Here is a 23,401-nt window from a genome sequence, read left to right on the forward strand (position 1 = left end):
GCCTAATTAACCAAAAGTAAAAACGCAGATTAACGCTGACCCTATTCAAGAATCCACGTCGGAAAAATATAAGATGTAAGCTAAATAATAAGTACAGAATGTAGTGCCAACCTCTGTCGAGAGCAGACATGTGGCGGATCACAAAAACAAGAATAGACTTCCGAATAGTCCATATATATCGAAGCCATCCATTCATTTATCTGTCCATAAAATAATGCAATCACCGGAGCAGAAACTGTCATCTCGGAAGTGTGCTTCATCAAATCAATCTTGTAAATAGTAGCTGTACAGCCTTCTTTCTTACAATCTTTTTTTGAATCACAAGAATGAATTTTCCGGCATTTAGAACAACCATCCATACAACTCTGCGCACTCTCACAACGAACACAGCAATAATGTATAATAGACACTCCTACTCCTGAATAAATTATCAGAAGAGAAAGAAACATTACTATTATGTAAGATAGTTTTTTCATTATGGGGACAAAGATAAAGATAAAAACAGAGAGCCCTATATTTTTAACAATAATAATGAGATAGATTGATATACTGTTCGAAATACCTAATATTTTTCCTTTTTTATTCGTCGGATTCGGTAAATTCATTTATATTTGTCGATAAGGAAAGAGACAACAAATATAGAATTTATAGTAAAAACGAGTATGAAAAAACAATATGTCAGCCTGCTTGCGATTATCCTTTCGGCTAGCGGCTTTTTGTTTTCTTGTCATGACAAGATGAACAAAAATACAGGAGCATTAAAATTCGATAGTATTCAGGTAAACGAAACTGTACATCTCTTTAATGATACAGCTAAACCTGCATGTAACATAGTTGTTAATTTCACTTATGCTGTTAAGTCATCAGATCCGATTTTAAAAGATAGTATCAACTCCTACTTCATTTCCACTTTCTTCAGTGATAAATACATTGGAGAACAACCTAAGAAAATCGTGAAAGAGTATACTGACGAATATATCAACACATATCTTCATGATCAAGAACCGATGTATCTGGAAAGTGAAAAAAACAAAGATGACGAATCGGCAATAGGATCATGGTATTCTTTCTATAAAAGTCTCGAAAGCCGTGTACAACTTTATGAGAAAGACCTTCTCGTTTACCGCATTGACTATAACGAATACACTGGAGGGGCTCATGGCATGTACATGACTACTTATCTAAATATGGACCTTACCTTAATGCGTCCACTTCGTTTGGACGATCTTTTCGTTGGGGACTACAAAGATGCGCTGACTGACCTGATTTGGAATCAATTAATGGCCGAAAACAATGTAACGACCCATGAAGCTCTAGAAGACTTAGGATATGCTTCTACAGGGGACATTACCCCTATAGAGAACTTTTATTTGAGTAAGGATGGCATTACCTTCTACTATAATATATATGATATCACACCGTACTCTATGGGACCGGTCAAAATAACTATCCCTTTCTCCATGATGGAGCACTTGTTAGGTAGCAATCCGATTCTGGGAGATTTGAAAAGCTAAAAAGTCATAATTGATAAATTATAATTTAAAACAAGAAAGTGGAAATCATTCTTAAATATTTTCCGAACCTCACGAAAGAGCAGTGCAAACAGTTTGCTGCTCTATACGACCTCTATATTGATTGGAATTCTAAAATCAATGTGATCTCTCGCAAAGATATCGAGAACTTATACGAGCATCATGTACTCCATTCATTAGGTATCGCCAAAGTGATCCAATTCCATCCCGGTACTAGTGTCATGGATCTTGGTACGGGGGGAGGTTTTCCTGGCATTCCTTTGGCAATTCTATTTCCTGAGGTAAAATTTCATATGGTAGACAGTATTGGTAAAAAAGTACGTGTAGCAACAGAAATAGCCAATGCTATTGGATTGAAGAATGTCACTTTCCGTCATGCGCGTGCCGAAGAGGAAAAACAAGAGTTTGATTTTGTTGTAAGCCGCGCCGTTATGCCTTTGCCTGATTTAATAAAAATCATAAGAAAAAATATATCTCCCAAACAGCAGAATGCTCTACCCAACGGATTAATCTGTCTTAAAGGGGGCGAGCTAGAACATGAAACAATGCCATTCAAGCATAAAGTTGTGATGAGCAACCTTAGTGACAATTTTGGAGAAGAATTCTTTAAAACCAAAAAGGTAGTGTATGTCCCACTTTAAAGAGAAATCATTATTAAAACCATGAAAATAAAGAGATTTGAATTTAATATGTTTCCTGTAAACTGTTATGTTATATGGGACGAAACTAAAGAAGCCGTGGTTATTGACCCCGGTTGCTTTTATGATGAAGAGAAACAGACTTTAAAGAACTTTATCCTTACTAATAATCTGAATGTAAAGCATTTACTAAACACTCACCTACACTTGGACCATATTTTCGGCAATCCGTTTATGCTGAAAGAATTCGGTCTGTCGGCAGAAGCTAATAAAGCGGATGAGTATTGGATTGACGAAGCTCCCAAACAAAGCCGTATGTTTGGTTTCCAATTACAGGAAGAGCCTGTTCCACTAGGTAAATACCTTCATGACGGAGATATCATAACTTTCGGAAATACAAAACTGGAAGCTATTCATGTACCAGGTCATTCCCCAGGAAGTTTGGTTTATTATTGCAAAGAAGATAATTGTATGTTTTCAGGAGACGTATTATTCCAAGGAAGTATCGGTCGTGCTGACCTCACAGGAGGAAACTTTGACGAACTAATAGAGCATATTTGCAGCCGTTTGTTCGTACTTCCCAATGAAACAGTTGTTTATCCGGGACATGGCGCACCTACTACTATCGGTATGGAGAAAGCAGAGAATCCTTTTTTTAGGTAAATTGCTTCTGAAGCTACCTGATAATAGCAATAATCAGAAAATGAAAAAGCATGGAGCTGACTAAAAAGATAGAACCTCTTATCTTCCCTACTATAAATATCTACAGAGAATGTAAACAATGAGTATTCAGACTTTTTAGTCAACACCCGCAAAATAAGACTTTAAATTAATACATGTATGGACAATACTGAAACATCCAGAAATCCCTTCTCCTTTGTTGGAGAAAACTGGGGAACAACTTTTGCAAGCCGTCATATCGGTATCAATGAAGAAGATATCAGTGTGATGCTCCGTAAAATTGGCGTAAATTCATTAGATGAATTAATTGATCAAACAATTCCCGCCAATATCCGACTAAAAACACCATTGGCATTGACACCTCCACTTACGGAATATGAGTTCAGCCGTCACATTTCAGCGCTTGCAAACAAAAATAAATTATATGCTACCTATATCGGTATGGGATGGTATAATACCATCACTCCTGCCGTTATCCAACGAAATGTATTTGAAAATCCTGTATGGTACACGTCCTATACTCCTTATCAAACGGAAGTATCACAAGGACGATTGGAAGCACTGATGAATTTTCAGACAGCAATCTGTGACCTCACAGCCATGCCACTAGCCAACTGCTCGTTACTGGACGAGGCAACCGCTGCTGCCGAAGCTGTTACCATGATGTATTCCTTACGATCACGTGCACAGCAAAAAGCAGGTGCAAATGTCGTTTTTGTCGATGAAAACATCTTTCCACAAACATTGGCAGTAATGACCACACGTGCCATTCCCCAAGGGATTGAGTTACGAATTGGAAAATATAAAGAATTCGAACCGACACCAGAAGTTTTCGCTTGTATATTGCAATATCCCAATTCTAATGGAAACGTAGAAGACTATGCTGCATTTACTGAAAAAGCACATGCTGCGGAATGTAAAGTTGCCGTTGCAGCAGATATTCTCAGCCTTGCTTTATTGACTCCTCCGGGAGAATGGGGAGCTGATATCGCATTTGGAACCACACAACGTTTTGGAACACCGATGTTCTATGGAGGTCCTTCAGCTGCTTATTTTGCTACACGCAACGAGTATAAACGAAATATGCCGGGACGAATCATCGGATGGTCCAAAGATAAATACGGAAAACTCTGTTACCGCATGGCTTTACAAACCCGCGAACAGCATATTAAACGAGAAAAGGCAACCTCAAATATCTGCACAGCACAAGCATTACTAGCTATGATGGCAGGTTTCTATGCAGTTTATCATGGACAAGAGGGTATCCGAACGATTGCATCGCGTATTCATAGTATCGCTGTTTTGCTCGAAAAACAACTGAAAAAATTTGGTTATACACAAGTCAATGCAAACTATTTTGATACTCTTCGTTTCGAACTCCCTGAACAAACTTCCGCTCAACAGATACGTACTATTGCACTAAGCAAAGAAGTCAATCTACGTTACTATGACAACGGAAATGTCGGCTTCAGCATTGATGAAACTACAGATATTGCTGCTACCAATGTACTACTTTCCATTTTTGCCATCGCTGCTGGAAAAGACTATCAGAAAATAGAAGAAGTACCGGAGAAATGGAATATTGACAAGTCACTAAAACGTTCATCATCTTTTCTGACGCATGAGGTATTCTGTAAATATCACACAGAAACAGAAATGATGCGATATATCAAACGTCTGGATCGGAAAGATATATCACTCGCACACTCCATGATTTCACTAGGATCGTGTACAATGAAACTGAATGCAGCAGCAGAAATGCTACCTCTGAGTTGTCCGGAATTTATGAGTATGCATCCGTTGGTTCCTGAAGAACAGGCAGAAGGGTATCGTGAATTAATCAATAATCTTGGTAATGACTTAAAAATTATCACTGGATTTGCAGGAGTAAGTTTACAACCTAATTCAGGTGCTGCGGGAGAATATGCAGGCCTTCGTGTTATCCGTACCTACCTCGAAAGTATCGGTCAGGGATATCGTAACAAAATATTAATTCCGGCTTCTGCTCATGGAACAAATCCGGCTTCTGCTGTTCAGGCAGGTTTCGATACTGTTATCTGTGCATGCGATGAACATGGAAATGTGGACATGAATGACCTTCGTGCAAAAGCAGAAGAGAACAAAGGCGAGTTGGCTGCACTGATGATTACTTATCCCTCCACACATGGTATCTTTGAAACAGAAATAAAAGAAATCTGTGACATTATCCATAGCTGCGGTGCACAAGTCTATATGGATGGTGCAAACATGAATGCACAAGTCGGACTTACAAATCCAGGATTTATCGGTGCAGACGTTTGTCACTTAAATCTGCACAAAACATTTGCTTCACCTCACGGTGGAGGAGGTCCGGGGGTAGGTCCTATTTGTGTAGCTAAGCATTTAGTTCCTTTCCTCCCTGGACATAGCATTTTCGGTAATTCTCAAAATCAGGTATCTTCTGCTCCATTCGGTAGTGCAGGTATTTTGTCTATTACTTATGGATATATTCGAATGATGGGAACGCAAGGTCTTACTCAGGCTACCAAGATAGCTATCTTGAATGCTAATTATCTGGCTGCTTGTTTAAAAGACACTTACGGAATAGTATATCGAGGAGCTAAAGGTTTCGTAGGTCATGAAATGATTCTGGAATGTCGCAAACTGCACGAAGAAACCGGAATATCAGAAAATGATATTGCCAAACGCCTCATGGATTACGGTTATCACGCACCTACCCTATCTTTCCCTGTTCATGGTACACTGATGATTGAACCGACAGAAAGTGAGAGTCTTTTTGAACTGGATAATTTCGTGAATGTAATGCTTACTATCTGGGAGGAAATCCAAGAAGTGAAAAATGGCGAAACAGACAAAAACGACAATGTTTTGGTGAATGCTCCTCATCCGGAATATGAAGTAGTCAGTGATCATTGGGAACACTGCTATTCACGAGAAAAGGCAGCATACCCGATTGAAAGCGTACGTGAAAATAAATTTTGGGTAAATGTAGCCGGGTAGATAATACACTGGGAGACCGCAAGTTATTACCAACACGCTACGAGACATTCGAATAGATTTACTCTATCTATCAACGAAGCAAAAAAACTGTCCCCCTAAAAAGATTCTAAAATAGATACTTTCTGTTATAATTAATAAAGTGCACCTTAAAAGTAGATAAAGAAACTTATAAGGTGCACTTTACATAAGTTCCAGAATAACATTGACCGATCCCCAAGCTCATGAATATTCATCCTAGGGTTATTGAAGTAATGCAGGAATCTCTTATTTTACAATCGTCACCGTTCCGACTTTTACTGTCTTTTCTTTCTTCGGTATCTGCGGATCGGCAAATCCTAATGCAACACAACCATATACTTTATGATTTTCAGGAACACCTAAAGAGGTAATAAACTCCCGTACTTCCGGATCATCGCAAGTTGTTCCAAGTTGATTAATCCAGCAAGAACCAATACCCAAGGAAGTTGCGGCTAAAAACATATTCTCAATAGCACAAGCACAATCCATACCAGCCCACCATTGATAGATTCGTTAGATACAATCACTAAAGTTGGTGCATGATAATAACAACAATAGCTTTGATTATGTCCACGTTCCTGCATACGTTGATCATCACTTTTGACAAATGCCCCTTTGATGCGGTTATTCAATTCAGTAAGTTTATCGGTGTTCTGAATAGCAGTGAAATGCCATGATTCATAATGCATTCCGTTTGGAGCATAAGTAGCTGCTTCCAAAATAGTTTGCAAATTCTCGTAAGATATTTGCTGATCTGTATAAGCTCGCACACTACGCCGCGCTTTAATATTTTCTAAAACTTCATTTGTCTTCATACTTCTATCTCATTTCTGAATAATTTATTTTTACTTTTCCAGATACTTCCAGCTCCATTACAATCTAGTTCAAGTCCATTTTCATACGAATAATCTAGACAATACAATTATACAAAACCAGATTTTTCCTAAATAATTAATTCAGTTACACTTATCGTTTCGTCAATCCAATCTTAGCATTCAATTTAAAATAATACGTACCATTCTCTTTTTCCAGAAAGCCGTATTTATCTTTATCCAACGATCCTTTCTCCAAACGTGAATTCCAGAAAAGAAAATCTTCCATCATCTGTTTTTCTGATTTATGATAACATAGCACATTACCACTTCCATCCATTAGTAATATCCCTTCTACAGCAGAATCCTGCCCGTTATATATTTTTGCAGGACGCATCCCCAATGCTAATGCCATAAGGAACTGCTTTATCTTAAACTCATAAAAACAATGTTTATTAATCAATTCATCTTTTATCTTTAAAGGATTGATTTGCTTAATAAGGCCAGTTAATTCACTGATACGAGTCACATTATCTAAGTGCATAATACGTACCATTTCAGCCAGCACTCGTGGAAAATGTAAATCAATCATCGACAAATTACTACGAAATACCCGATCAGCTACATCTGAATATTTAAGCACACCACCCAAACGCTCAATCATCATGATTCGCTCAGCCACCTCAGTCGGCGATTCCGGTAATGCATTAATCTTATTTACTGTGGGAGTAGCAAATTTGATTCCACTCTGTTCCAGCTTCAAGTTTGCGGCACGTCCCCCATCTAACAACGGATTCATAACACTCAACCGCGAGCGTACAATAAATCCGCTCAGAGGTGCTTCAGGATGCCAGAAAGCAATAGAAAAATCTGTGCGGTCTTCCGTTTTCGCCTCCAAATCAAAGATAGCCACTTCATCCAGAAACTCTTCCACTCCGGCCGGAGAAGTTACTTCATTCCCCGATGAACTCTTTACAGCTTGTATTATCAAATCTGCTACTATACTAAAATCTTCACGAGGTATAGATCTAGTACTGTTCTCACTTTCGATACGAATATCTTCTTTTTCTATATAATAACGACGTGTACCATCATGTTCTGCACGCTGAATCATAGCAATAGGCCAACATATACTTCCTTTTTTCGCATCAACTGTACCTAATGCCACTTTTCCGTCAGCAAGTAAACGGAAGAAGGTTACTAGTTCACACCATTCTCTTTTTGTTGCTTCAAATGCCATATATTTCTGTTTTCATTTTTTATCCATAATACGTGCTGTTTCCACCTTTTCCAACCTTGCACGCAATTTTGACATCATCGAACTACGGATTCTCAACGTCATACTGCAATCCATATCATAGATTTGACTGATAATCTCCGGTTCTTCTTCTTTCACGATACGCATGATGTCATTCATAAAAGGATATTCAAACATTACCGTTACTTCTTCATCAACTGTTTTTTCTATAATAGTTGCAGCCGCAATTGCTTCGGCAGCAGCAGCTTTATAAGCTACAATCAAGCCACTTGTACCCAACTTAATTCCTCCGAAATATCGGACTACAATAATCAGAATATCAGTCAGTTCATTCGAATTTATCTGTCCTAGTATTGGTTTACCTGCGGTTCCGGAAGGTTCTCCATTATCGTTTGCACGAAAATCTTTTCGCATTGCTCCCAACATGTATGCATAACATACATGACGGGCATCATAATATTTCTTCTGATACGTTTCAAGATGTGTCTTAATTTCATCGATCGTACGCACAGGAAGGGCAATAGCAATAAACTTGCTTCGCTTTTCTGTATAAATACCTTCGGAAGGTTCGACTATGGTTTTATAAGTATCTTCAGCAGTCATGGTGCAAAGATACGGCTTTATTGATAGAATTCCATCTCTCACCTAGAAATTATTGTTTACTTAACAGGAACTTAAACAAGTTAAAAAATGCCTTGCAATTTTAGAAAAAACTCATATTGTCTCTTGAACTCACATTATCATTATCTGTATTAGAACAATTGAAAGGAGGTACTAGACTTCTTTGGAAGACATATTAAAGTTACTCAAAAGATATACTAGAGTTGTTTGAAAGATATACAATAACAGATCGAAAGATGTACATGACTTGGCTGAAAGATGTACTTAGATTAATCGTTTTTTTCACAAGATACGACTGATCTTCTTTTGCAGATCGAGAAGTCAGTAGAACTGGATTGAACACTCAACTTTATTGAATCAAATACTTTAATTACCAATGAAATGTTTAACTTCAAACCTTTCAATGTTCTGTGATAAACTATTCGATCTTTTTTTTAATCACAAACGAAGTTTGAATCAAACATTGAGAAGATTATCCTGAGATATTTCAATCATTCTTTTAGAAATCCCGTCTACGGAAAGTAAATGAAATCTCTTTTCTGTCATGTCATATTTTACTGTATATCGTTATCAATCTGAGAGATATAATGAAGGAACATATTTATACCACTTTCTATTGTCGTAAAAGATTCAACCCGAAAGATATGACATACAGAAAAGAAACTAAATCTGCTTCTTCATCATAAGTAATTATAACACATACAGATAGAACAAAATATGACGATGAATGAAAATGAAATAGCAATTATCAAATGAATGATTTTAGTATATGTATTCCTAAAAAGAAACTATATATAAAAATGAACGGTTAATCCGATAACTTCATACGGTTAATTTAATAACATTACACGATGAATTTAGTAACGTTATACGGTCAATCATATATAAATGAGCAGTCAATTCAATACAACTAATAGGATGATTATGATGAATTGACCGCTCGAATTTATAAAAGTTCTCTTAGTCTAGCTTATGAATCACTAACCCTGAACGCAGTTTTGGTTCAAACCAAGTAGTCTTTGGAGGCATTATATTACCAGTATCCGCAATATCCATCAATTGTTTCATTGATACCGGATAAAGAGCCAACGCTACTTTCATTTCACCACTATCTACTCTTTTCTTCAATTCTCCTAAACCACGAATACCACCAACAAAATCAATGCGTTTATCAGAACGGAGATCTTTAATTCCTAGAATTTCTTCCAATATCAGGTTAGAAGAAATGGTCACATCAAGCACTCCGATAGGGTCATTATCATCATAAGTACCGATCTTTGCAGTTAAACTATACCACTTACCCTCCAGATAAAGAGAGAAATTGTGTAAACCTGACGGTTTATAAATATCAATTCCCTCCTCTTTCACAATAAAGTTTTTCTGTAAAGCTGCCAAAAACTGTTCCGGAGTCAATCCGTTGAGATCTTTCACGACACGGTTATAGTCAATGATAGTTAGTTGATTTGCAGGAAAGCAAACGGCCATAAAATAGTTATACTCTTCATCCCCACAATGATTTGCATTCTGCTTCGCTTTTTCGGCACCTACCAATGCAGCAGCTGCAGAACGATGATGCCCATCGGCAATATAAAGAGCCGGCATTTTAGCAAATTCAGAAGTGATAGTAGCAATATCTTCATCCTGATCTATAATCCAGAATGAATGGCCAAAACCATCACCCGGAGCGATAAAGTCATAAACAGGTTTATTAGCTACATATTTCTTAATGATACCATCCAGTTTCACATTATCAGGATAAGCAAAGAAAACAGGTTCGATATTGGCATTATTCACACGAACATGTTTCATACGGTCTTCTTCTTTGTCACGACGTGTCAGTTCGTGTTTCTTGATAACACCATTCATGTAATCAGGTACATAAGCACCGACTACCAGCCCATATTGGGTTTTGCCGTTCATCGTCTGAGCATAGATGTAATAGTTCTCTTTTGCATCCTGTACCAGCCAGCCTTTGTCCTGGAAAAGTTGGAAATTCTCGGCAGCTTTTTCATATACACGCTCATCGTGTTCATCCGTACCAACTGGGAAATCTATTTCAGGTTTAATGATATGATAAAGGGACTTTTCGTTACCTTCCGCTTCTACGCGGGCTTCTTCGGAGTTCAGTACATCATAAGGGCGTGAAGCTACCTGCTCAACCAGGTCTTGTGGAGGACGAATGCCTTTGAAAGGTTTAATTATAGCCATGATAATAGGTATTTTATATGAAAAATTAAAAGCCACAGACTTATTGAAAATCTGTGGCTCAAATATACTACTTATTTCTATAATAGACGTTTTATAGTGAACTGTTTTTATTCCAAATACTTACTAATGACTTTGAATATTACTTATTCACTCTGAATTTCTCGCAACCGTCTTTTAGGAAACCTACGATTTGTTTAGCAGCAGCAATACCTGCATTGATATTTGCTTCGGCTGTCTGTGCACCCATCTTCTTAGGAGTTGAGAAATAACGTCCCGCAAATTTCTCTGCAAATTCAGCATTAGCTGCAGGCATAATATCTGTAATATACTTAAAATCAACACGTTGTTCCATCAACTTAATCAACTCAACTTCGTTAATAACTTCCTTACGAGCTGTGTTTACTAACATAGCACCCTTCGGCATATCTTTCAGCAAAGCATAATTAATAGAGTTTTTAGTTTCAGCAGTTGCAGGAATATGAAGAGATACTACCTGACAAGTCTTATACAATTCTTCTGCTGAATCAAGTGCTTTTACACCATCTTTTTCGATCACATCCTTTGGGCAGAATGCATCATAAGCATACACTTCCATTCCAAAGCCTTTTGCTATGCGTGCTACATTGCGACCTACATTTCCGTAAGCATGAATACCCAATTTCTTACCCATCAATTCAGTACCAGAAGTTCCGTTATAGAAGTTACGAACGGCATAAACCATCATACCCAAAGCTAATTCGGCTACAGCATTAGAATTTTGTCCCGGAGTATTCATTACGCATACACCATGGGCAGTGGCAGCTTCCAGATCTACATTATCATATCCTGCACCTGCACGAACTACGATTTTCAATTCTTTGGCAGCATCCAATACTTCGGCATCAATAATATCACTACGGATAATAATAGCATTAGCATCTTTCACTGCATCCAACAGTTGAGCTTTTTCTGTATATTTTTCCAACAAAGCAAGTTCATAACCTGCTGCTTCTATTTCTTTACGAATACCGTCTACAGCAACTTTCGCAAACGGTTTATCAGTAGCTATAAGTATTTTCATAATCTAGTTCTATTTATAAAGACTCACCACAGATTACGCAAACTTCTTCAGATTATTTTATTCAAAATCCGGAATTCTATGTAACCTGTGGCGAAAATAATATTAATGAAGTTTCTCAAATTCCTGCATACAGTCGATCAAAGCCTGTACACTTTCTTTCGGCATTGCATTGTAACAAGAGGCACGGAAACCACCTACCGAACGGTGTCCTTTGATACCTACCATACCTCTTTCTGTAGCAAACTTCATGAAATCAGTTTCAAGGTCTTTGTACTCAGGTGCCATTACAAAACAGATATTCATGCGTGAACGGTCTTCCTTAACAGCGGTACCTACAAACAATTTGTTACGATCGATTTCTGCATATAGCATATCAGCCTTTTCGATAGCACGACGTTGCATTTCTTCTACACCACCTTGTGCCTTGATCCAACGTAAGTTCAACAATGCTGCGTAAATAGGTACTACTGGAGGAGTGTTGAACATAGAACCATTGTCAATATGTGTCTGATAATTCAACATAGACGGAATGTAACGGGAAACTTTACCTACAGCATCATTCTTTACAATTACAAAAGTAAGACCTGCAGGAGCCAAGTTTTTCTGTGCACCACCATAGATACAGATATATTTAGAAACGTCAATCGGACGTGAGAAAATATCAGAAGACATATCAGCTACCATGGGAACCGGAGAGTCAAGATCACTCTTCAACTCAGTACCGTAAATGGTGTTATTAGTGGTAATATGGAAATAATCTGCGTCTCCCGGAACTGTGTAATCTTTCGGAATGTATGTATAAGTGGCTTCAGCAGAAGAGGCAACTTCGACAACCTCTCCGAATCCCTTCGCTTCTTTCATTGCTTTCTTAGCCCAAACGCCAGTGTTCAAGTAAGCAGCTTTCTTTTCAAGAAAGTTGAAAGGCACCATGCAGAACTCCATACTAGCTCCTCCACCCAAGAACAATACCGAATAACCTTCGGGGATATTAAGTAATTCCTTGAATAAGGCCACTGCTTCATCAACCACAGGTTGGAAGTCTTTAGCGCGATGGCTGATTTCCATCAGAGAGAGACCAGAGCCGTTGAAATCTAAAATAGCCTTCGCTGTATCCTCTATCACCTCACGCGGAAGAATGGAAGGTCCTGCATTGAAATTATGCTTTTTCATTTGAAGTTTGTTTTTGGTTTAACAATTTCGTTAGTTTATGTCGTTAGACCCTGCGAATTTACGAATTAATTTCCGCCACACAAATCTTTCCTTATAAAAATACTGTTTTAAAGCAGATTTCTCTTTCTTTTTATTGGTTTATACAGGAAATATACACCATATTGTTATCTATACATATCAAGTTAGGGATTTTAGACGAAAATAAAGTCTTGCAAGAAATATGGATATGAAAAGGCTTTTGATATAATTATAAAAGGAAAATTGAGGGATATTGAGACTCGAATAATGACTTAGAAAAGACCTATCCTCTCGAATTAACTCCATTCTCACTAATGCCTAAAACTACAAAATCTCTGCCTAAAAGCATACATTTAGACTTAATATATCTCTTAATTAAAAGATACATATATTTCTACGGAACTATTGTTTCAAAAAATATTATACTATTTCTGACAACCTTCTAATTATATAGCAACATATAAAAACGTCATAGTAATGCAGTTCAATAACCGACCCATATTAACGTTTAAACACCTCATCAATTAAGAGGCAAATTTAAAAAGCATTTATTACCTCTTTTTTTTACTTGGCTTCTTCAAAAATGGTTCTCATTCCTTTGATCTTCTCACCTTGAATAAGATTTAATAATTGCTTTACCTTAGTACGACGAATTGCCACAAACGAATAATGTTCTTTCACATCAATGGCTCCAACATCTTCGCGATTTAGATTACCTTTTTTATATAAGAATCCGGCAATATCTATTCGACTCAACTTTTCTTTCTTTCCTTTACCTATATAGATAGTAGCCCAAACCGATTTCGGAGGACGAGGAGGATTCTCCGGTAATACTACCGTTTCTATGTCTTCCAAAATATAGGATGGCAATTTTTCTTCTTCATTAAGAATCAAATATGAAGTACCTGTTGCATCCCATCGGGCAGTACGACCATTGCGATGTGTAAACGCTTCTTCATTCACTGGCAAATGATAATGAATGATATGCTCAATTTCAGGTATATCAAGTCCACGTGCTGCAAGATCGGTAGAAATCAGAACATGACAACTACCGTTACGAAATTTATATAATGCACGCTCTCGGTCGGGCTGTTCCATCCCTCCATGAAAACGTTCAGCAGACAATTTTTTTTCTGCTAATAATTTATGTACACGATCTACAGCATCCCGATGATTGCAGAAAACAATACTAGAACTACTATCCAAAGTACAAAGCAGATTATAAAGTGTATCTATTTTATCTTTCGAAAGAGATATCACCTTCATCAAAGTCAAACGAGAATCTCGCTCCTCAGAAGCTTCCGGAAGGAAATTCAATTTAACCGTTCGGTTTAGTCCTGTGAATTGAGGGATTTCTTTAGTATCAGTAGCAGACAAAAGAATCCGTTTCTTTAATCCAGTAGTTGATTGACAATCTCCGCCATTTCATCATGAAAACCGAACTCCAACGATTTATCAAATTCATCAATAATCAATGTATGGATAGTTTCTGGATTGAAATTTCCTTTTGATAAATGATCAGTGATACGTCCTGGTGTACCTATAATAATAGCAGGATGATTACCCACAATACTTTTCTTCTCTTCCGTAATAGGATGTCCACCATAGCAACAACAAGTCTTCCAAGAAGTACCCATTGATTTGAATACAGTATCTATCTGCAAAGCTAACTCACGTGAAGGAACAAGAATCAATACCTGTACACTGTTATCATCTGTTCTCAGGGTGAGCAACAAAGGTAACAGATATGCCAGAGTCTTACCTGAACCTGTAGGTGACAAGAGAATCACGTCTTTCTTGCCCATAGCTTGTTCTAGTGATGCTTCCTGCATCGGATTCAGCGCCTCAATATTCAAATTACGAAGGGCTGACTCTATTATTTCATTATTCTGTAACATGTAAACAAAGATATGAAAAGAAATGAAGAATGAAAGTAAATTATGATATTTTAGCCATGCCTGTTAATATGTAACGACCTTTCAAATCATGTTCCTTCATATAAATTACAACCTCCGCCCGACAGGCTGAAATCAAGGCATATCCTGTAAGATTTTCATTGATAGCTTTGGTAAACGAATATTCTGTGTCATTGTAGATAAAAGATATACGGTGATATTCCATAACATAATGTATTTAAAAGATCAATATTGGTGTCAAATGTACAAAAATAATAGATAGTATTAATAAAAAACAGGAAACTATATTTGGAATCTATATGAAATTTATCAATTAGAAATGAAAGTGAAAAGCTAAAAAATAAACGGGAAACCTGAAAGACATAATTGTCTTTTTCAGATCTCCCGTTAGTCCTATATGCTATATTTCTAATGAATATTCACTCAGGAAAATAGACTCTTTAACTTTAAAACTGTTCTTTCCATATTACAGTACATACTTCGTTTCTGAAATAATACCTCAAGCTATTTAACTTGAACTCTCAGCTTACATACTATAAGCAGCAAAGAACCATTTCTGAAGTTTTACAAGTTCAGGCTTGTTCGAATATTATCCTCCGAAGTTATCGAACATCAAGTTTTGTGCCGGAACACCCAGATCGTCAAGCATCTTCTCAACAGCTTTGGACATCGGACCAGGACCACACATATAATATTCAATATCTTCCGGTGCTTCGTGATTTTTCAAATATGTCTCATAAATTACATTATGAACAAATCCTGGAGTATATTTCACACCTGCTGCATCAGCTGCAGGATCCGGACGGTCTAGTGCCAAATGGAATGTGAAGTTCGGGAAGTCTCTTTCAATCTGCAAGAAGTCTTCCAAATAGAATACCTCATTCAAAGCACGTGCACCATAGAAATAAGACATTTTACGATCTGTAATATGCAATGTCTTCGTCAAATGCATGATTTGTGCACGCAACGGAGCCATACCAGCACCACCACCAATCCACATCATTTCTTTTTTAGAATCTAAAATTGGATGGAAGTCTCCGTAAGGACCACTCATAATCACCTTGTCACCCGGTTTCAGGGTAAAAATGTATGAAGAAGCGATACCAGCAGGTACATCCATAAATCCAGGACCTTGATCTTTCGGTTTAAACGGTGGAGTAGCAATACGTACTGTCAGCATAATACGGTCACCTTCTGCCGGGTAGTTAGCCATAGAATAAGCACGAATTGTTTCTTCGTTGTTTGTACACTTCAGGCCAAACAGACCGAATTTCTCCCAAGCCGGCAAATATTCCTCACCGATCAGCCCTTATCAATGTCTTTATTGTAATCCATTGTATATTTAGGGATCTTGATCTGTGCATAAGATCCTGGAATAAAGTCCATGTGTTCTCCCTTAGGCAGTGCAACGATGAATTCCTTTATAAATGTAGCAACATTCTTGTTGGAGATAACTTCGCACTCCCACTCTTTTACGCCAAGTACAGATTCATCAATCTTAATAGCCATGTCACCTTTCACTTTCACCTGACAACCCAGACGCCAGTGATCTTGTTGCTGTTTGCGGCTGAAATGAGGAACTTCAGAAGGCAAGATTTCTCCGCCACCTTCAAGTACCTGACATTTACACTGACCACATGAGCCCTTACCACCACAAGCAGATGACAAGAATATTCCGTTTACAGACAGCGTGTTCAACAAAGTAGAGCCGGAAGCTACTTCCAGTTCTTTTTCGCCATTAATTGTAAGTTTCACGTCTCCTGAAGGTACCAAGAATTTCTTGGAAACCAACAAGATGATAACAAGCAGCAGAATAACCACAAGGAATACCCCAATGCTCGCTAATATTAAATTCATATCCATTGTTTATTCCTTTCTTTATTAGATGTTCAAACCAGAGAAACACATAAATGCGATGGCCATCAAACCTACTGTGATAAATGTGATACCCAAGCCTTTCAAAGGAGCAGGTACATCCGAGTAAGCCATTTTTTCACGAATAGCAGCCAAACCAACAATAGCCAGTAACCAACCGATACCTGAACCCAATGCATAAGAGAGTGCATCCCAAATGTCACCAATATATTTCGGATCGCTCGGCGCCAGGTTGATACGCTGTTGCATGAAAAGCGAAGCACCCATGATGGCACAGTTTACAGCAATCAATGGCAAGAAGATACCAAGTGAAGCATACAGCGACGGACTGAAGCGCTCTACCACCATTTCTACCAATTGCACGATACCAGCAATAACGGCAATAAAAAGAATAAAACTCAAGAAACTAAGATCAACACCTTCGACAATAGCGTTAGCTGCCAACACCTTAGTTTGCAACAAATAATTGACCGGAAGAGTAACGATCAACACGAAAGTTACAGCAATACCTAGTCCTACGGCAGTCTTCACATTCTTCGATACAGCTAGGTATGAACACATACCCAAAAAGAATGCGAATATCATGTTGTCCACAAAGATGGAGCGGACGAATAAACTTAATAAATGTTCCATATCTTTAATTAAGAATTAAGAAAGAAAAAGTCAGATTGAAAAAGCACCACGAACGGCAACATAAAAGTGCACACACTACGCAGTCCCAATTCTTCGTTCCTCATTTTTCATTCTTCATTTATATTATTACTTTTCTTGCAGTTCTTTGTGACGTGCACGTTGATACCAGATAATGCAAGCTACAATAATCAATGCCATCGGTGGCATCAGCATCAGACCATTGTTTACGTATCCAGTTTTCTGAATCGGTTCATAGTTCAAGATGTTGAAACCAAGTATTGTTCCCGAACCAAACAATTCGCGGAAGAAAGCTACGATTACCAAAATCTTTGCATATCCCAAACCGTTACCCACACCATCAAGGAACGATTCCCAAGGGCCATTTTGCATGGCAAATGCTTCCAAACGTCCCATCAAAATACAGTTTGTGATGATCAAACCTACGTAAACAGAAAGCTGTACACTTACGTCATAAGCAAACGCTTTCAGAATTTCACTTACGATAGTCACCAAAGCTGCTACAACCACCAACTGAACGATGATACGGATACGGTTAGGAATGGTTTTACGCAACAGTGAAATAACAACGTTAGAAAATGCAGTAATCACTGTTACTGAAAGCCCCATTACGATAGCAGGTTCCAGTTTAGCAGTTACAGCAAGTGCCGAACAAATACCCAACACCTGTACGGTTACCGGATTATCCATTCCCAGCGGAGCAGAGAATACTTCTTTATTTCTCTTTGAAAACAACTGTCCCATATTCTTATTTCTCCTCCTTTATTATTTAGTTAAAAAACTCAAGTAACTATTTAGACAAGCCTTCAACATGGCATCTACGCCCACCGATGTGATTGTACCACCGGAAATACCGTCTACCTGATAATCAGGTTTCTCTACCTTACCATTCTTAGTAACTCCAAGAGCGACAGCACCATTTTCTATTGTTTTCTTGCCCTCAAACTCTTTTTGGAACCAGTCAGTTGCAATTTCGGCACCCAGACCTGGAGTTTCACTTGCGTGTGAAAAGTAAGTACCGTAAACAGTATCTTTATCTTCGTTCAGTGCAACATATCCCCAGATAGCCCCCCAAAGACCGGCACCATATACAGGAACTACATATTTAGTCTGACCGTCTACTTCGCATACAAATACGTGCAAACGTTGATTTTCTTTTGCTTCTTTTTCGTAATTGGTAACGAATTCACCTGTATTTTCAGCCAGCGTACCATCTACATTCATCAGCATATCACCTTTTACATATTTCTTATATTCTGCATCCGCATCTTCCACATTCTTGATGTTCAGAGCAGCGAGAATTTGTTTCTTAGTATCCAACTGTACATTCTTACTTTGCGTTTCTTTTAAAGAAGAACTAACGAATGCCAGCAGGAATGCAACGATAACAACCATTACCGAAGCATAAATGATAGTATAACTATTACTATTCGTATTCATTTTCATTCGGTATTTATTAATTAGACTTTACAGCACGTTTTTCGCGACGAGTGATGTTGCTCTGTACTACACAGTAGTCAATCAACGGAGCGAAGATATTCATCAGTAAGATGGCGAGCATCATACCTTCCGGATAACCTGGATTCAGTACACGGATAACGATAGCCATTACACCAATCAGGAATCCGAAGATATATTTACCTGTTTCTGTACGCGCAGAAGTTACAGGGTCAGTAGCCATAAACACAGCACCAAAGCAGAAACCACCTAATACAAGATGTTCGTACCAAGGCATGTGAGCCATTGCAGTATCAGGACCAACGGTATTAAATACCCAAGCCATGAAAGCACCACCCACAAATACAGAGATCATTGTTTTCCAGCTTGCAACACCAGTCCACAAAAGGATAGCAGCACCAATCAGGATGGCGATCACACTTGTTTCACCGATAGAGCCTGGGATTAGACCTGTAATCATATCAAGACTGAATGGAGGAACCGCACCGGTTGTTGCAGCTTGTCCCAATGGAGTAGCTACAGTCAATCCATCTACAGCCTGTCCCATACCAAAGATACTGTCACCAGATACCCAAACGGCATCACCGGACATCTTAGTCGGATAAGCAAAGAACAAGAATGCACGAGTAATCAAAGCTACGTTGAAAATATTCATACCTGTACCACCGAATACTTCTTTTGCGAAAATTACAGAGAATGCAGTAGCTACGGCAAGAATCCACAACGGACAGTCTACCGGTACAATCATCGGGATCAGGATACCAGAAACCAAGAATCCTTCCTGAATTTCTTCCTTCTTCCATTGAGCTACAACAAACTCAATACCCAGACCTACTACATACGATACAATAATTTTAGGCAATACAGCCAAGAATCCGTAGATAAACATTTCGATGAAGCTGCCAGTAGCACCTGTATGAGTGAAATGTTGGTAACCTACGTTGTACATACCGAACAACAAAGCCGGTATTAATGAGATAACCACAATCGACATGATACGTTTACTGTCGATGGCGTCGTGTATATGCGTTCCCGTTTTCGCAGTCTTGTTGGGCACGAATAGGAATGTTTCGAAGCCGTCGAACACCGACTGGAATGCGTGGAATTTGCCGCCCTCTTCAAAGTTCGGCTTTATCTTATCGAGATAATTTCTTAACGCTTTCATTAATATATTTACAATTTTACGATTTACAATTTACGATTTGCCATACGAACATTATTATGCCATTTCTGCACGAAGCATATCAAGCCCGGCACGGACAATGCGTTGCAATTCCATCTTCGAAGAGCAGACGAATTCGCAGAGAGCAAAATCTTCAGGAGCTACTTCATAGATACCCAGTGCTTCCATGCGGTCGATATCAGCAGCAATGATCGCTTTAATTAAGTATTCAGGCAGAATATCCATCGGAAATACCTTATCATATTCACCAGACATGATCATATGACGTTCGCCACCTTTCACACGTGCATCCAATGTGTATTCCTTTTTGGCCATCAGCCAGCTGAAATAAGAGTGGTTAGCGCTATATTGATCAAAACGAGGCATAATCCATCCCAACATTTCGTGAATTTCATCACCTTCAGGGATCACAGTCAGTTGACTATCAAAAGCACCAAGGAATCCGTTTGGAGACACCTGTTTACCTGTCAATACATTGCCACTGATGTATCGCAAATCTTTATCAGTTGTTACGTTACTGGCAAAAACATTTGTCAACAGTGCACCTACCTGTAGTTTACAGTATGCAGGTTTCAACACTTCGGAACCTGTAACGGCTACAGTACGTGTGAAGTCTACACGGCCCGTATTAAAGAGACGGCCAATGAAAATAACGGCTTGAGGATCGATAGTCCATACCGTTTCACCTTTAGATATCGGATCCAAATGGTTGATTTGAACACCTACGTTTCCAGCAGGGTTCGGACCATCAAATGCGGTAATGATAACGTTCTTTGCCTGAGTCAGAGCAGCAGCAGTTTGTTTCACGCTGATGTTCAGGTAAGTTTTTGCCATTTTGGAGAGAGCATCAAGACCTGTTTGGAAGTTTGTTTCTTCTCCTTTCAAGGCAAACTCGAAATTGGGAGCCAATGGATTGGTGTCGAATGCAGAAACGAAGATTCCTTTCGGAGTAACCGTCGGATCAGCAATGATGGCATACGGACGTTGTTTGATAAATGCGAAAATTCCTGCTTCCAACAAAGCAGTTTTCACAGCATCAGCATCCATAGAAGCCACATTCTTTTTACCGAAATCTTCGTAGTCTTGTTCAGCAGCAGCTTCCACTACTATGTTCAATACTTTACGGCGGGCGCCACGTTCTACGCTCGTCACTACGCCACTTATAGGCGAAACAAATTTCACTTCAGGATGATTCTTGTCAATAAACAAGGGTCCACCAGCCATCACATACTCCTGCTCTTTCACAACTACTTTCGGTGTCACTCCAGGGAAATCATCGGGTACAAGTGCGTAGAATCCCGGCTCCTTCACTGTTGTATACGTCTCAGCAGCTTTTCCTTTCAGGTTTATGTCAAGGCCTTTACGTAACTTTATTACATTTGCCATGCTATATAAAATAATGGTTTCATAAATTTGCCGCAAAAGTAATAAATAATAATGTGATTCAAGAGGAAAAAAGAAAGGAATTACGGAGAAATTTCCGTAATTCCTTTCGTGTTCGCGCACGTTGGTATCATTCCTCTGTTTTGAAGTAAATAAAAGAACTAAAGAGAAATCGCAGAAAGCCTTTATACATAGTATATTCAAATAAGATTTTAATAGTTCTCACTTAAGAGAACTATTTTATGCAAACTTTTTTTTCTTTACTTATTCCTCCAATTCACTAAAGGACAGGAAGTCACTTCCACATAAACTGACTTCCTTTTTAATACTTTGACATGATACTCTAATAGATATCCTATGGACAAGAAAGAGGCGAAGTAGTGTCTTTTAGAGAGTATCCCTATATTAAATATATCTCACCAAATCTTCAACCACAGGACTTAATATCACAGTTATGTGTTACCAATAGAGATTATCTACGTCCAGTATGCGACAGAGAAGAAATTATTCCTCTTCGGCAAACATAGGATCCCAGGCAGGAAGACGTATCGGCTTCTGCTTCAGTATTTCAAGAGCTTTTGGAGTTGCAAATTTCGTTTCTACAACAAGACGGAACATATATTCATTGAACCATTCGTCAGTCATAATAAGATGTCCCTGATAGCCAGCGCCAGTTCCCCAACTATTTTCAACCATCCACTTGGTCGGCTTTCCATTTTTATCGAGATCTACAGCCATGAGAGTCATAGCATGACTTGAACCACTATCAAAGGTTTGGATACGTTGTTTCTTATCCATCCCCAAAGAAGTCCCCAACAGAGATTCATAATCATAGTTATTAACGTCAAGAAGGCCACGATCAGAATTCAGACATTTGCCTACATCACAGGAAAAGTACATCATAGTGCTGTCCTTTAAGGAAGCAATTGCCATTTCCTTAATATCCTCGATCGGAAGATTCACATATTTCCAGTTAGTTCCGTCGTAACGGTGCCGGTCATAATCTATTTCGTAGCACTTGTAATACTCGCGACTTGGGTCGTTCATTAACATTACATAGTTACCGATCAAGTTTTCATCGCCAAACTTCTTTAGGAAAGAAAGCGGAGTATATGTAGCCGTCTCAACAGCCTCACCTTTTGAGTTATATTGTGTCCAAGTGAATTCAGTGGGAGGGACACCAAGATTCAGAACTAACATACGGTATATGGTACCTAGCATTTCCGTTTTAGCCTTTTCCAAAGCTGCAGGTTTAGCACCTTTTGACACCATGTCCCGAAGTCGCAATCCTTGTTCACGTAGCTTTAAAGTAATCAATCCTGCCATACGGGAAGTATTTTCACTGCTATTTGTTTCAGGCATCACTTCTTTGGGAACCAAACCGTATTTGCTTACAATGTCGGCAACTCCTGTAAATGTACCTCCATCACTCAAAGGATGTTTAAAGAGCCATTCCACCATTTTATCGTTCATCGGTTTATCACTGGTATCAATGATACCTTGTAAGAAAAGGTTTGCTTTTTCCAGTTGGTCAAAGAAAAAAGGATAAATCTGCGAAAATTCGAAAAAACCAAGATTATATTTAGCAATGGTTTTGGCACGCATCACATTTAGCCCAGTGAAAAGCCAACAACGTCCCGATGACTTCTGATCAGTAATACCTTTAGAAGGCACTTTGATGGAAAAATGCGTATCCATACCTTTCATATTATCCTGATTCAAAGCCAGCTTACGGATGTCGTTACTACCGATAGCGTTTCGGATAGCTTTATCAGCGGATGTTTCTTGATAAGTTTGTTTGATCTGCTGCATCATAGCATTGCTGATACCGCCTTTTCCTTCTTGTGCTTGTGCTGCATAATAAAGAGCACATATAACAAAAACAGATAAAATTCGTTTATTCATAACTTTAATATACT

At 38.4% G+C, this 23,401-nt stretch carries 16 protein-coding genes and 4 pseudogenes; 4 read left to right on the plus strand and 16 right to left on the minus strand.

From position 1 onward, the window contains the following. Positions 1 to 80: 80 nt before the first annotated feature. Complete coding sequence (locus JCM17102_RS04980; protein ID WP_506256218.1) at positions 81 to 449, minus strand: hypothetical protein; 369 nt, start codon at positions 447 to 449, stop codon at positions 81 to 83. Positions 450 to 662: 213 nt separating this feature from the next. Between JCM17102_RS04980 and JCM17102_RS04985 the strand changes: the two genes are divergently transcribed. From JCM17102_RS04985 to gcvP, 4 genes and pseudogenes are all read left to right on the plus strand, one after another. Continuing rightward, a complete protein-coding gene (locus tag JCM17102_RS04985; RefSeq protein ID WP_025074236.1) occupies positions 663 to 1,514 on the plus strand; it encodes a DUF3298 and DUF4163 domain-containing protein in 852 nt (283 codons plus the stop codon). Between the two features lie 38 nt (positions 1,515 to 1,552). After that, complete coding sequence (gene rsmG, locus JCM17102_RS04990) at positions 1,553 to 2,173, plus strand: 16S rRNA (guanine(527)-N(7))-methyltransferase RsmG (protein WP_025074237.1); 621 nt, start codon at positions 1,553 to 1,555, stop codon at positions 2,171 to 2,173. A gap of 21 nt (positions 2,174 to 2,194) precedes the next feature. Then, positions 2,195 to 2,833, plus strand: a complete 639-nt coding sequence (locus JCM17102_RS04995; RefSeq protein ID WP_025074238.1) for an MBL fold metallo-hydrolase — start codon at positions 2,195 to 2,197, stop codon at positions 2,831 to 2,833. A gap of 285 nt (positions 2,834 to 3,118) precedes the next feature. Next, positions 3,119 to 5,907: pseudogene (gene gcvP, locus JCM17102_RS26270) on the plus strand (aminomethyl-transferring glycine dehydrogenase). Positions 5,908 to 6,115: 208 nt separating this feature from the next. On the opposite strand, the pseudogene JCM17102_RS26275 reads toward gcvP, so the two are convergent. From JCM17102_RS26275 to JCM17102_RS05080, 15 genes and pseudogenes are all read right to left on the minus strand, one after another. Then, positions 6,116 to 6,684, minus strand: a pseudogene (locus JCM17102_RS26275) (nitroreductase family protein). A 151-nt stretch (positions 6,685 to 6,835) separates the two neighbouring features. Continuing rightward, on the minus strand, positions 6,836 to 7,921 hold the full coding sequence (locus JCM17102_RS05015; protein ID WP_025074239.1) for an HpaII family restriction endonuclease: 1,086 nt from the start codon (positions 7,919 to 7,921) through the stop codon (positions 6,836 to 6,838). A gap of 12 nt (positions 7,922 to 7,933) precedes the next feature. Then, positions 7,934 to 8,542, minus strand: a complete 609-nt coding sequence (locus JCM17102_RS05020; protein ID WP_025074240.1) for an IMPACT family protein — start codon at positions 8,540 to 8,542, stop codon at positions 7,934 to 7,936. Positions 8,543 to 9,520: 978 nt separating this feature from the next. Then, positions 9,521 to 10,768: a DUF1015 domain-containing protein gene (locus JCM17102_RS05025; protein ID WP_025074241.1), complete on the minus strand. Its 1,248-nt coding sequence runs from the start codon at positions 10,766 to 10,768 to the stop codon at positions 9,521 to 9,523. 139 nt (positions 10,769 to 10,907) lie between these two features. After that, positions 10,908 to 11,828: an NAD(P)-dependent oxidoreductase gene (locus JCM17102_RS05030; protein WP_025074242.1), complete on the minus strand. Its 921-nt coding sequence runs from the start codon at positions 11,826 to 11,828 to the stop codon at positions 10,908 to 10,910. Between the two features lie 102 nt (positions 11,829 to 11,930). Next, the gene (serC, locus tag JCM17102_RS05035) at positions 11,931 to 12,998 is read right to left on the minus strand and encodes a 3-phosphoserine/phosphohydroxythreonine transaminase (RefSeq protein ID WP_025074243.1); all 1,068 of its coding nucleotides are present in this window, start codon (positions 12,996 to 12,998) and stop codon (positions 11,931 to 11,933) included. Positions 12,999 to 13,580: 582 nt separating this feature from the next. Beyond that, positions 13,581 to 14,914: pseudogene (locus tag JCM17102_RS26280) on the minus strand (DEAD/DEAH box helicase). Between the two features lie 40 nt (positions 14,915 to 14,954). Next, positions 14,955 to 15,137, minus strand: a complete 183-nt coding sequence (locus JCM17102_RS05045; protein WP_025074244.1) for a hypothetical protein — start codon at positions 15,135 to 15,137, stop codon at positions 14,955 to 14,957. A 384-nt stretch (positions 15,138 to 15,521) separates the two neighbouring features. Continuing rightward, positions 15,522 to 16,786: pseudogene (gene nqrF / locus JCM17102_RS26285) on the minus strand (NADH:ubiquinone reductase (Na(+)-transporting) subunit F); the annotation flags it as partial. A gap of 27 nt (positions 16,787 to 16,813) precedes the next feature. Continuing rightward, positions 16,814 to 17,440 carry an NADH:ubiquinone reductase (Na(+)-transporting) subunit E gene (nqrE, locus tag JCM17102_RS05055; protein WP_025074245.1) on the minus strand — a complete coding sequence of 209 codons (627 nt, stop codon included), beginning with the start codon at positions 17,438 to 17,440 and terminating at the stop codon, positions 16,814 to 16,816. A gap of 126 nt (positions 17,441 to 17,566) precedes the next feature. Beyond that, complete coding sequence (locus tag JCM17102_RS05060; RefSeq protein ID WP_025074246.1) at positions 17,567 to 18,202, minus strand: NADH:ubiquinone reductase (Na(+)-transporting) subunit D; 636 nt, start codon at positions 18,200 to 18,202, stop codon at positions 17,567 to 17,569. A 21-nt stretch (positions 18,203 to 18,223) separates the two neighbouring features. Beyond that, the gene (locus JCM17102_RS05065; protein WP_025074247.1) at positions 18,224 to 18,898 is read right to left on the minus strand and encodes a Na(+)-translocating NADH-quinone reductase subunit C; all 675 of its coding nucleotides are present in this window, start codon (positions 18,896 to 18,898) and stop codon (positions 18,224 to 18,226) included. 16 nt (positions 18,899 to 18,914) lie between these two features. Further along, entirely contained in the window at positions 18,915 to 20,081 is a 1,167-nt protein-coding gene (locus JCM17102_RS05070) for an NADH:ubiquinone reductase (Na(+)-transporting) subunit B (RefSeq protein WP_025074248.1), read from the minus strand. 54 nt (positions 20,082 to 20,135) lie between these two features. Beyond that, a complete protein-coding gene (locus JCM17102_RS05075) occupies positions 20,136 to 21,485 on the minus strand; it encodes a Na(+)-translocating NADH-quinone reductase subunit A (protein WP_025074249.1) in 1,350 nt (449 codons plus the stop codon). A 501-nt stretch (positions 21,486 to 21,986) separates the two neighbouring features. Further along, the gene (locus JCM17102_RS05080; RefSeq protein ID WP_025074250.1) at positions 21,987 to 23,387 is read right to left on the minus strand and encodes a C1 family peptidase; all 1,401 of its coding nucleotides are present in this window, start codon (positions 23,385 to 23,387) and stop codon (positions 21,987 to 21,989) included. Positions 23,388 to 23,401: the final 14 nt, after the last annotated feature.

This window comes from Bacteroides faecichinchillae JCM 17102, assembly GCF_000614145.1.
Classification (GTDB): Bacteria; Bacteroidota; Bacteroidia; order Bacteroidales; family Bacteroidaceae; genus Bacteroides; species Bacteroides faecichinchillae.

Excerpts from the sequence above, each read along its gene's own strand:
- serC (WP_025074243.1), bottom strand. The coding sequence starts at position 12,998 with ATGAAAAAGCATAATTTCAATGCAGGACCTTCCATTCTTCCGCGTGAG.
- JCM17102_RS05015 (WP_025074239.1), bottom strand. The coding sequence starts at position 7,921 with ATGGCATTTGAAGCAACAAAAAGAGAATGGTGTGAACTAGTAACCTTC.
- JCM17102_RS05065 (WP_025074247.1), bottom strand. The coding sequence starts at position 18,898 with ATGAATACGAATAGTAATAGTTATACTATCATTTATGCTTCGGTAATG.
- nqrE (WP_025074245.1), bottom strand. The coding sequence starts at position 17,440 with ATGGAACATTTATTAAGTTTATTCGTCCGCTCCATCTTTGTGGACAAC.
- JCM17102_RS04985 (WP_025074236.1), top strand. The coding sequence starts at position 663 with ATGAAAAAACAATATGTCAGCCTGCTTGCGATTATCCTTTCGGCTAGC.
- JCM17102_RS05020 (WP_025074240.1), bottom strand. The coding sequence starts at position 8,542 with ATGACTGCTGAAGATACTTATAAAACCATAGTCGAACCTTCCGAAGGT.
- JCM17102_RS04980 (WP_506256218.1), bottom strand. The coding sequence starts at position 449 with ATGTTTCTTTCTCTTCTGATAATTTATTCAGGAGTAGGAGTGTCTATT.
- JCM17102_RS04995 (WP_025074238.1), top strand. The coding sequence starts at position 2,195 with ATGAAAATAAAGAGATTTGAATTTAATATGTTTCCTGTAAACTGTTAT.
- JCM17102_RS05045 (WP_025074244.1), bottom strand. The coding sequence starts at position 15,137 with ATGGAATATCACCGTATATCTTTTATCTACAATGACACAGAATATTCG.
- JCM17102_RS05075 (WP_025074249.1), bottom strand. The coding sequence starts at position 21,485 with ATGGCAAATGTAATAAAGTTACGTAAAGGCCTTGACATAAACCTGAAA.
- JCM17102_RS05030 (WP_025074242.1), bottom strand. The coding sequence starts at position 11,828 with ATGAAAATACTTATAGCTACTGATAAACCGTTTGCGAAAGTTGCTGTA.
- JCM17102_RS05025 (WP_025074241.1), bottom strand. The coding sequence starts at position 10,768 with ATGGCTATAATTAAACCTTTCAAAGGCATTCGTCCTCCACAAGACCTG.
- JCM17102_RS05080 (WP_025074250.1), bottom strand. The coding sequence starts at position 23,387 with ATGAATAAACGAATTTTATCTGTTTTTGTTATATGTGCTCTTTATTAT.
- JCM17102_RS05070 (WP_025074248.1), bottom strand. The coding sequence starts at position 20,081 with ATGAAAGCGTTAAGAAATTATCTCGATAAGATAAAGCCGAACTTTGAA.
- JCM17102_RS05060 (WP_025074246.1), bottom strand. The coding sequence starts at position 18,202 with ATGGGACAGTTGTTTTCAAAGAGAAATAAAGAAGTATTCTCTGCTCCG.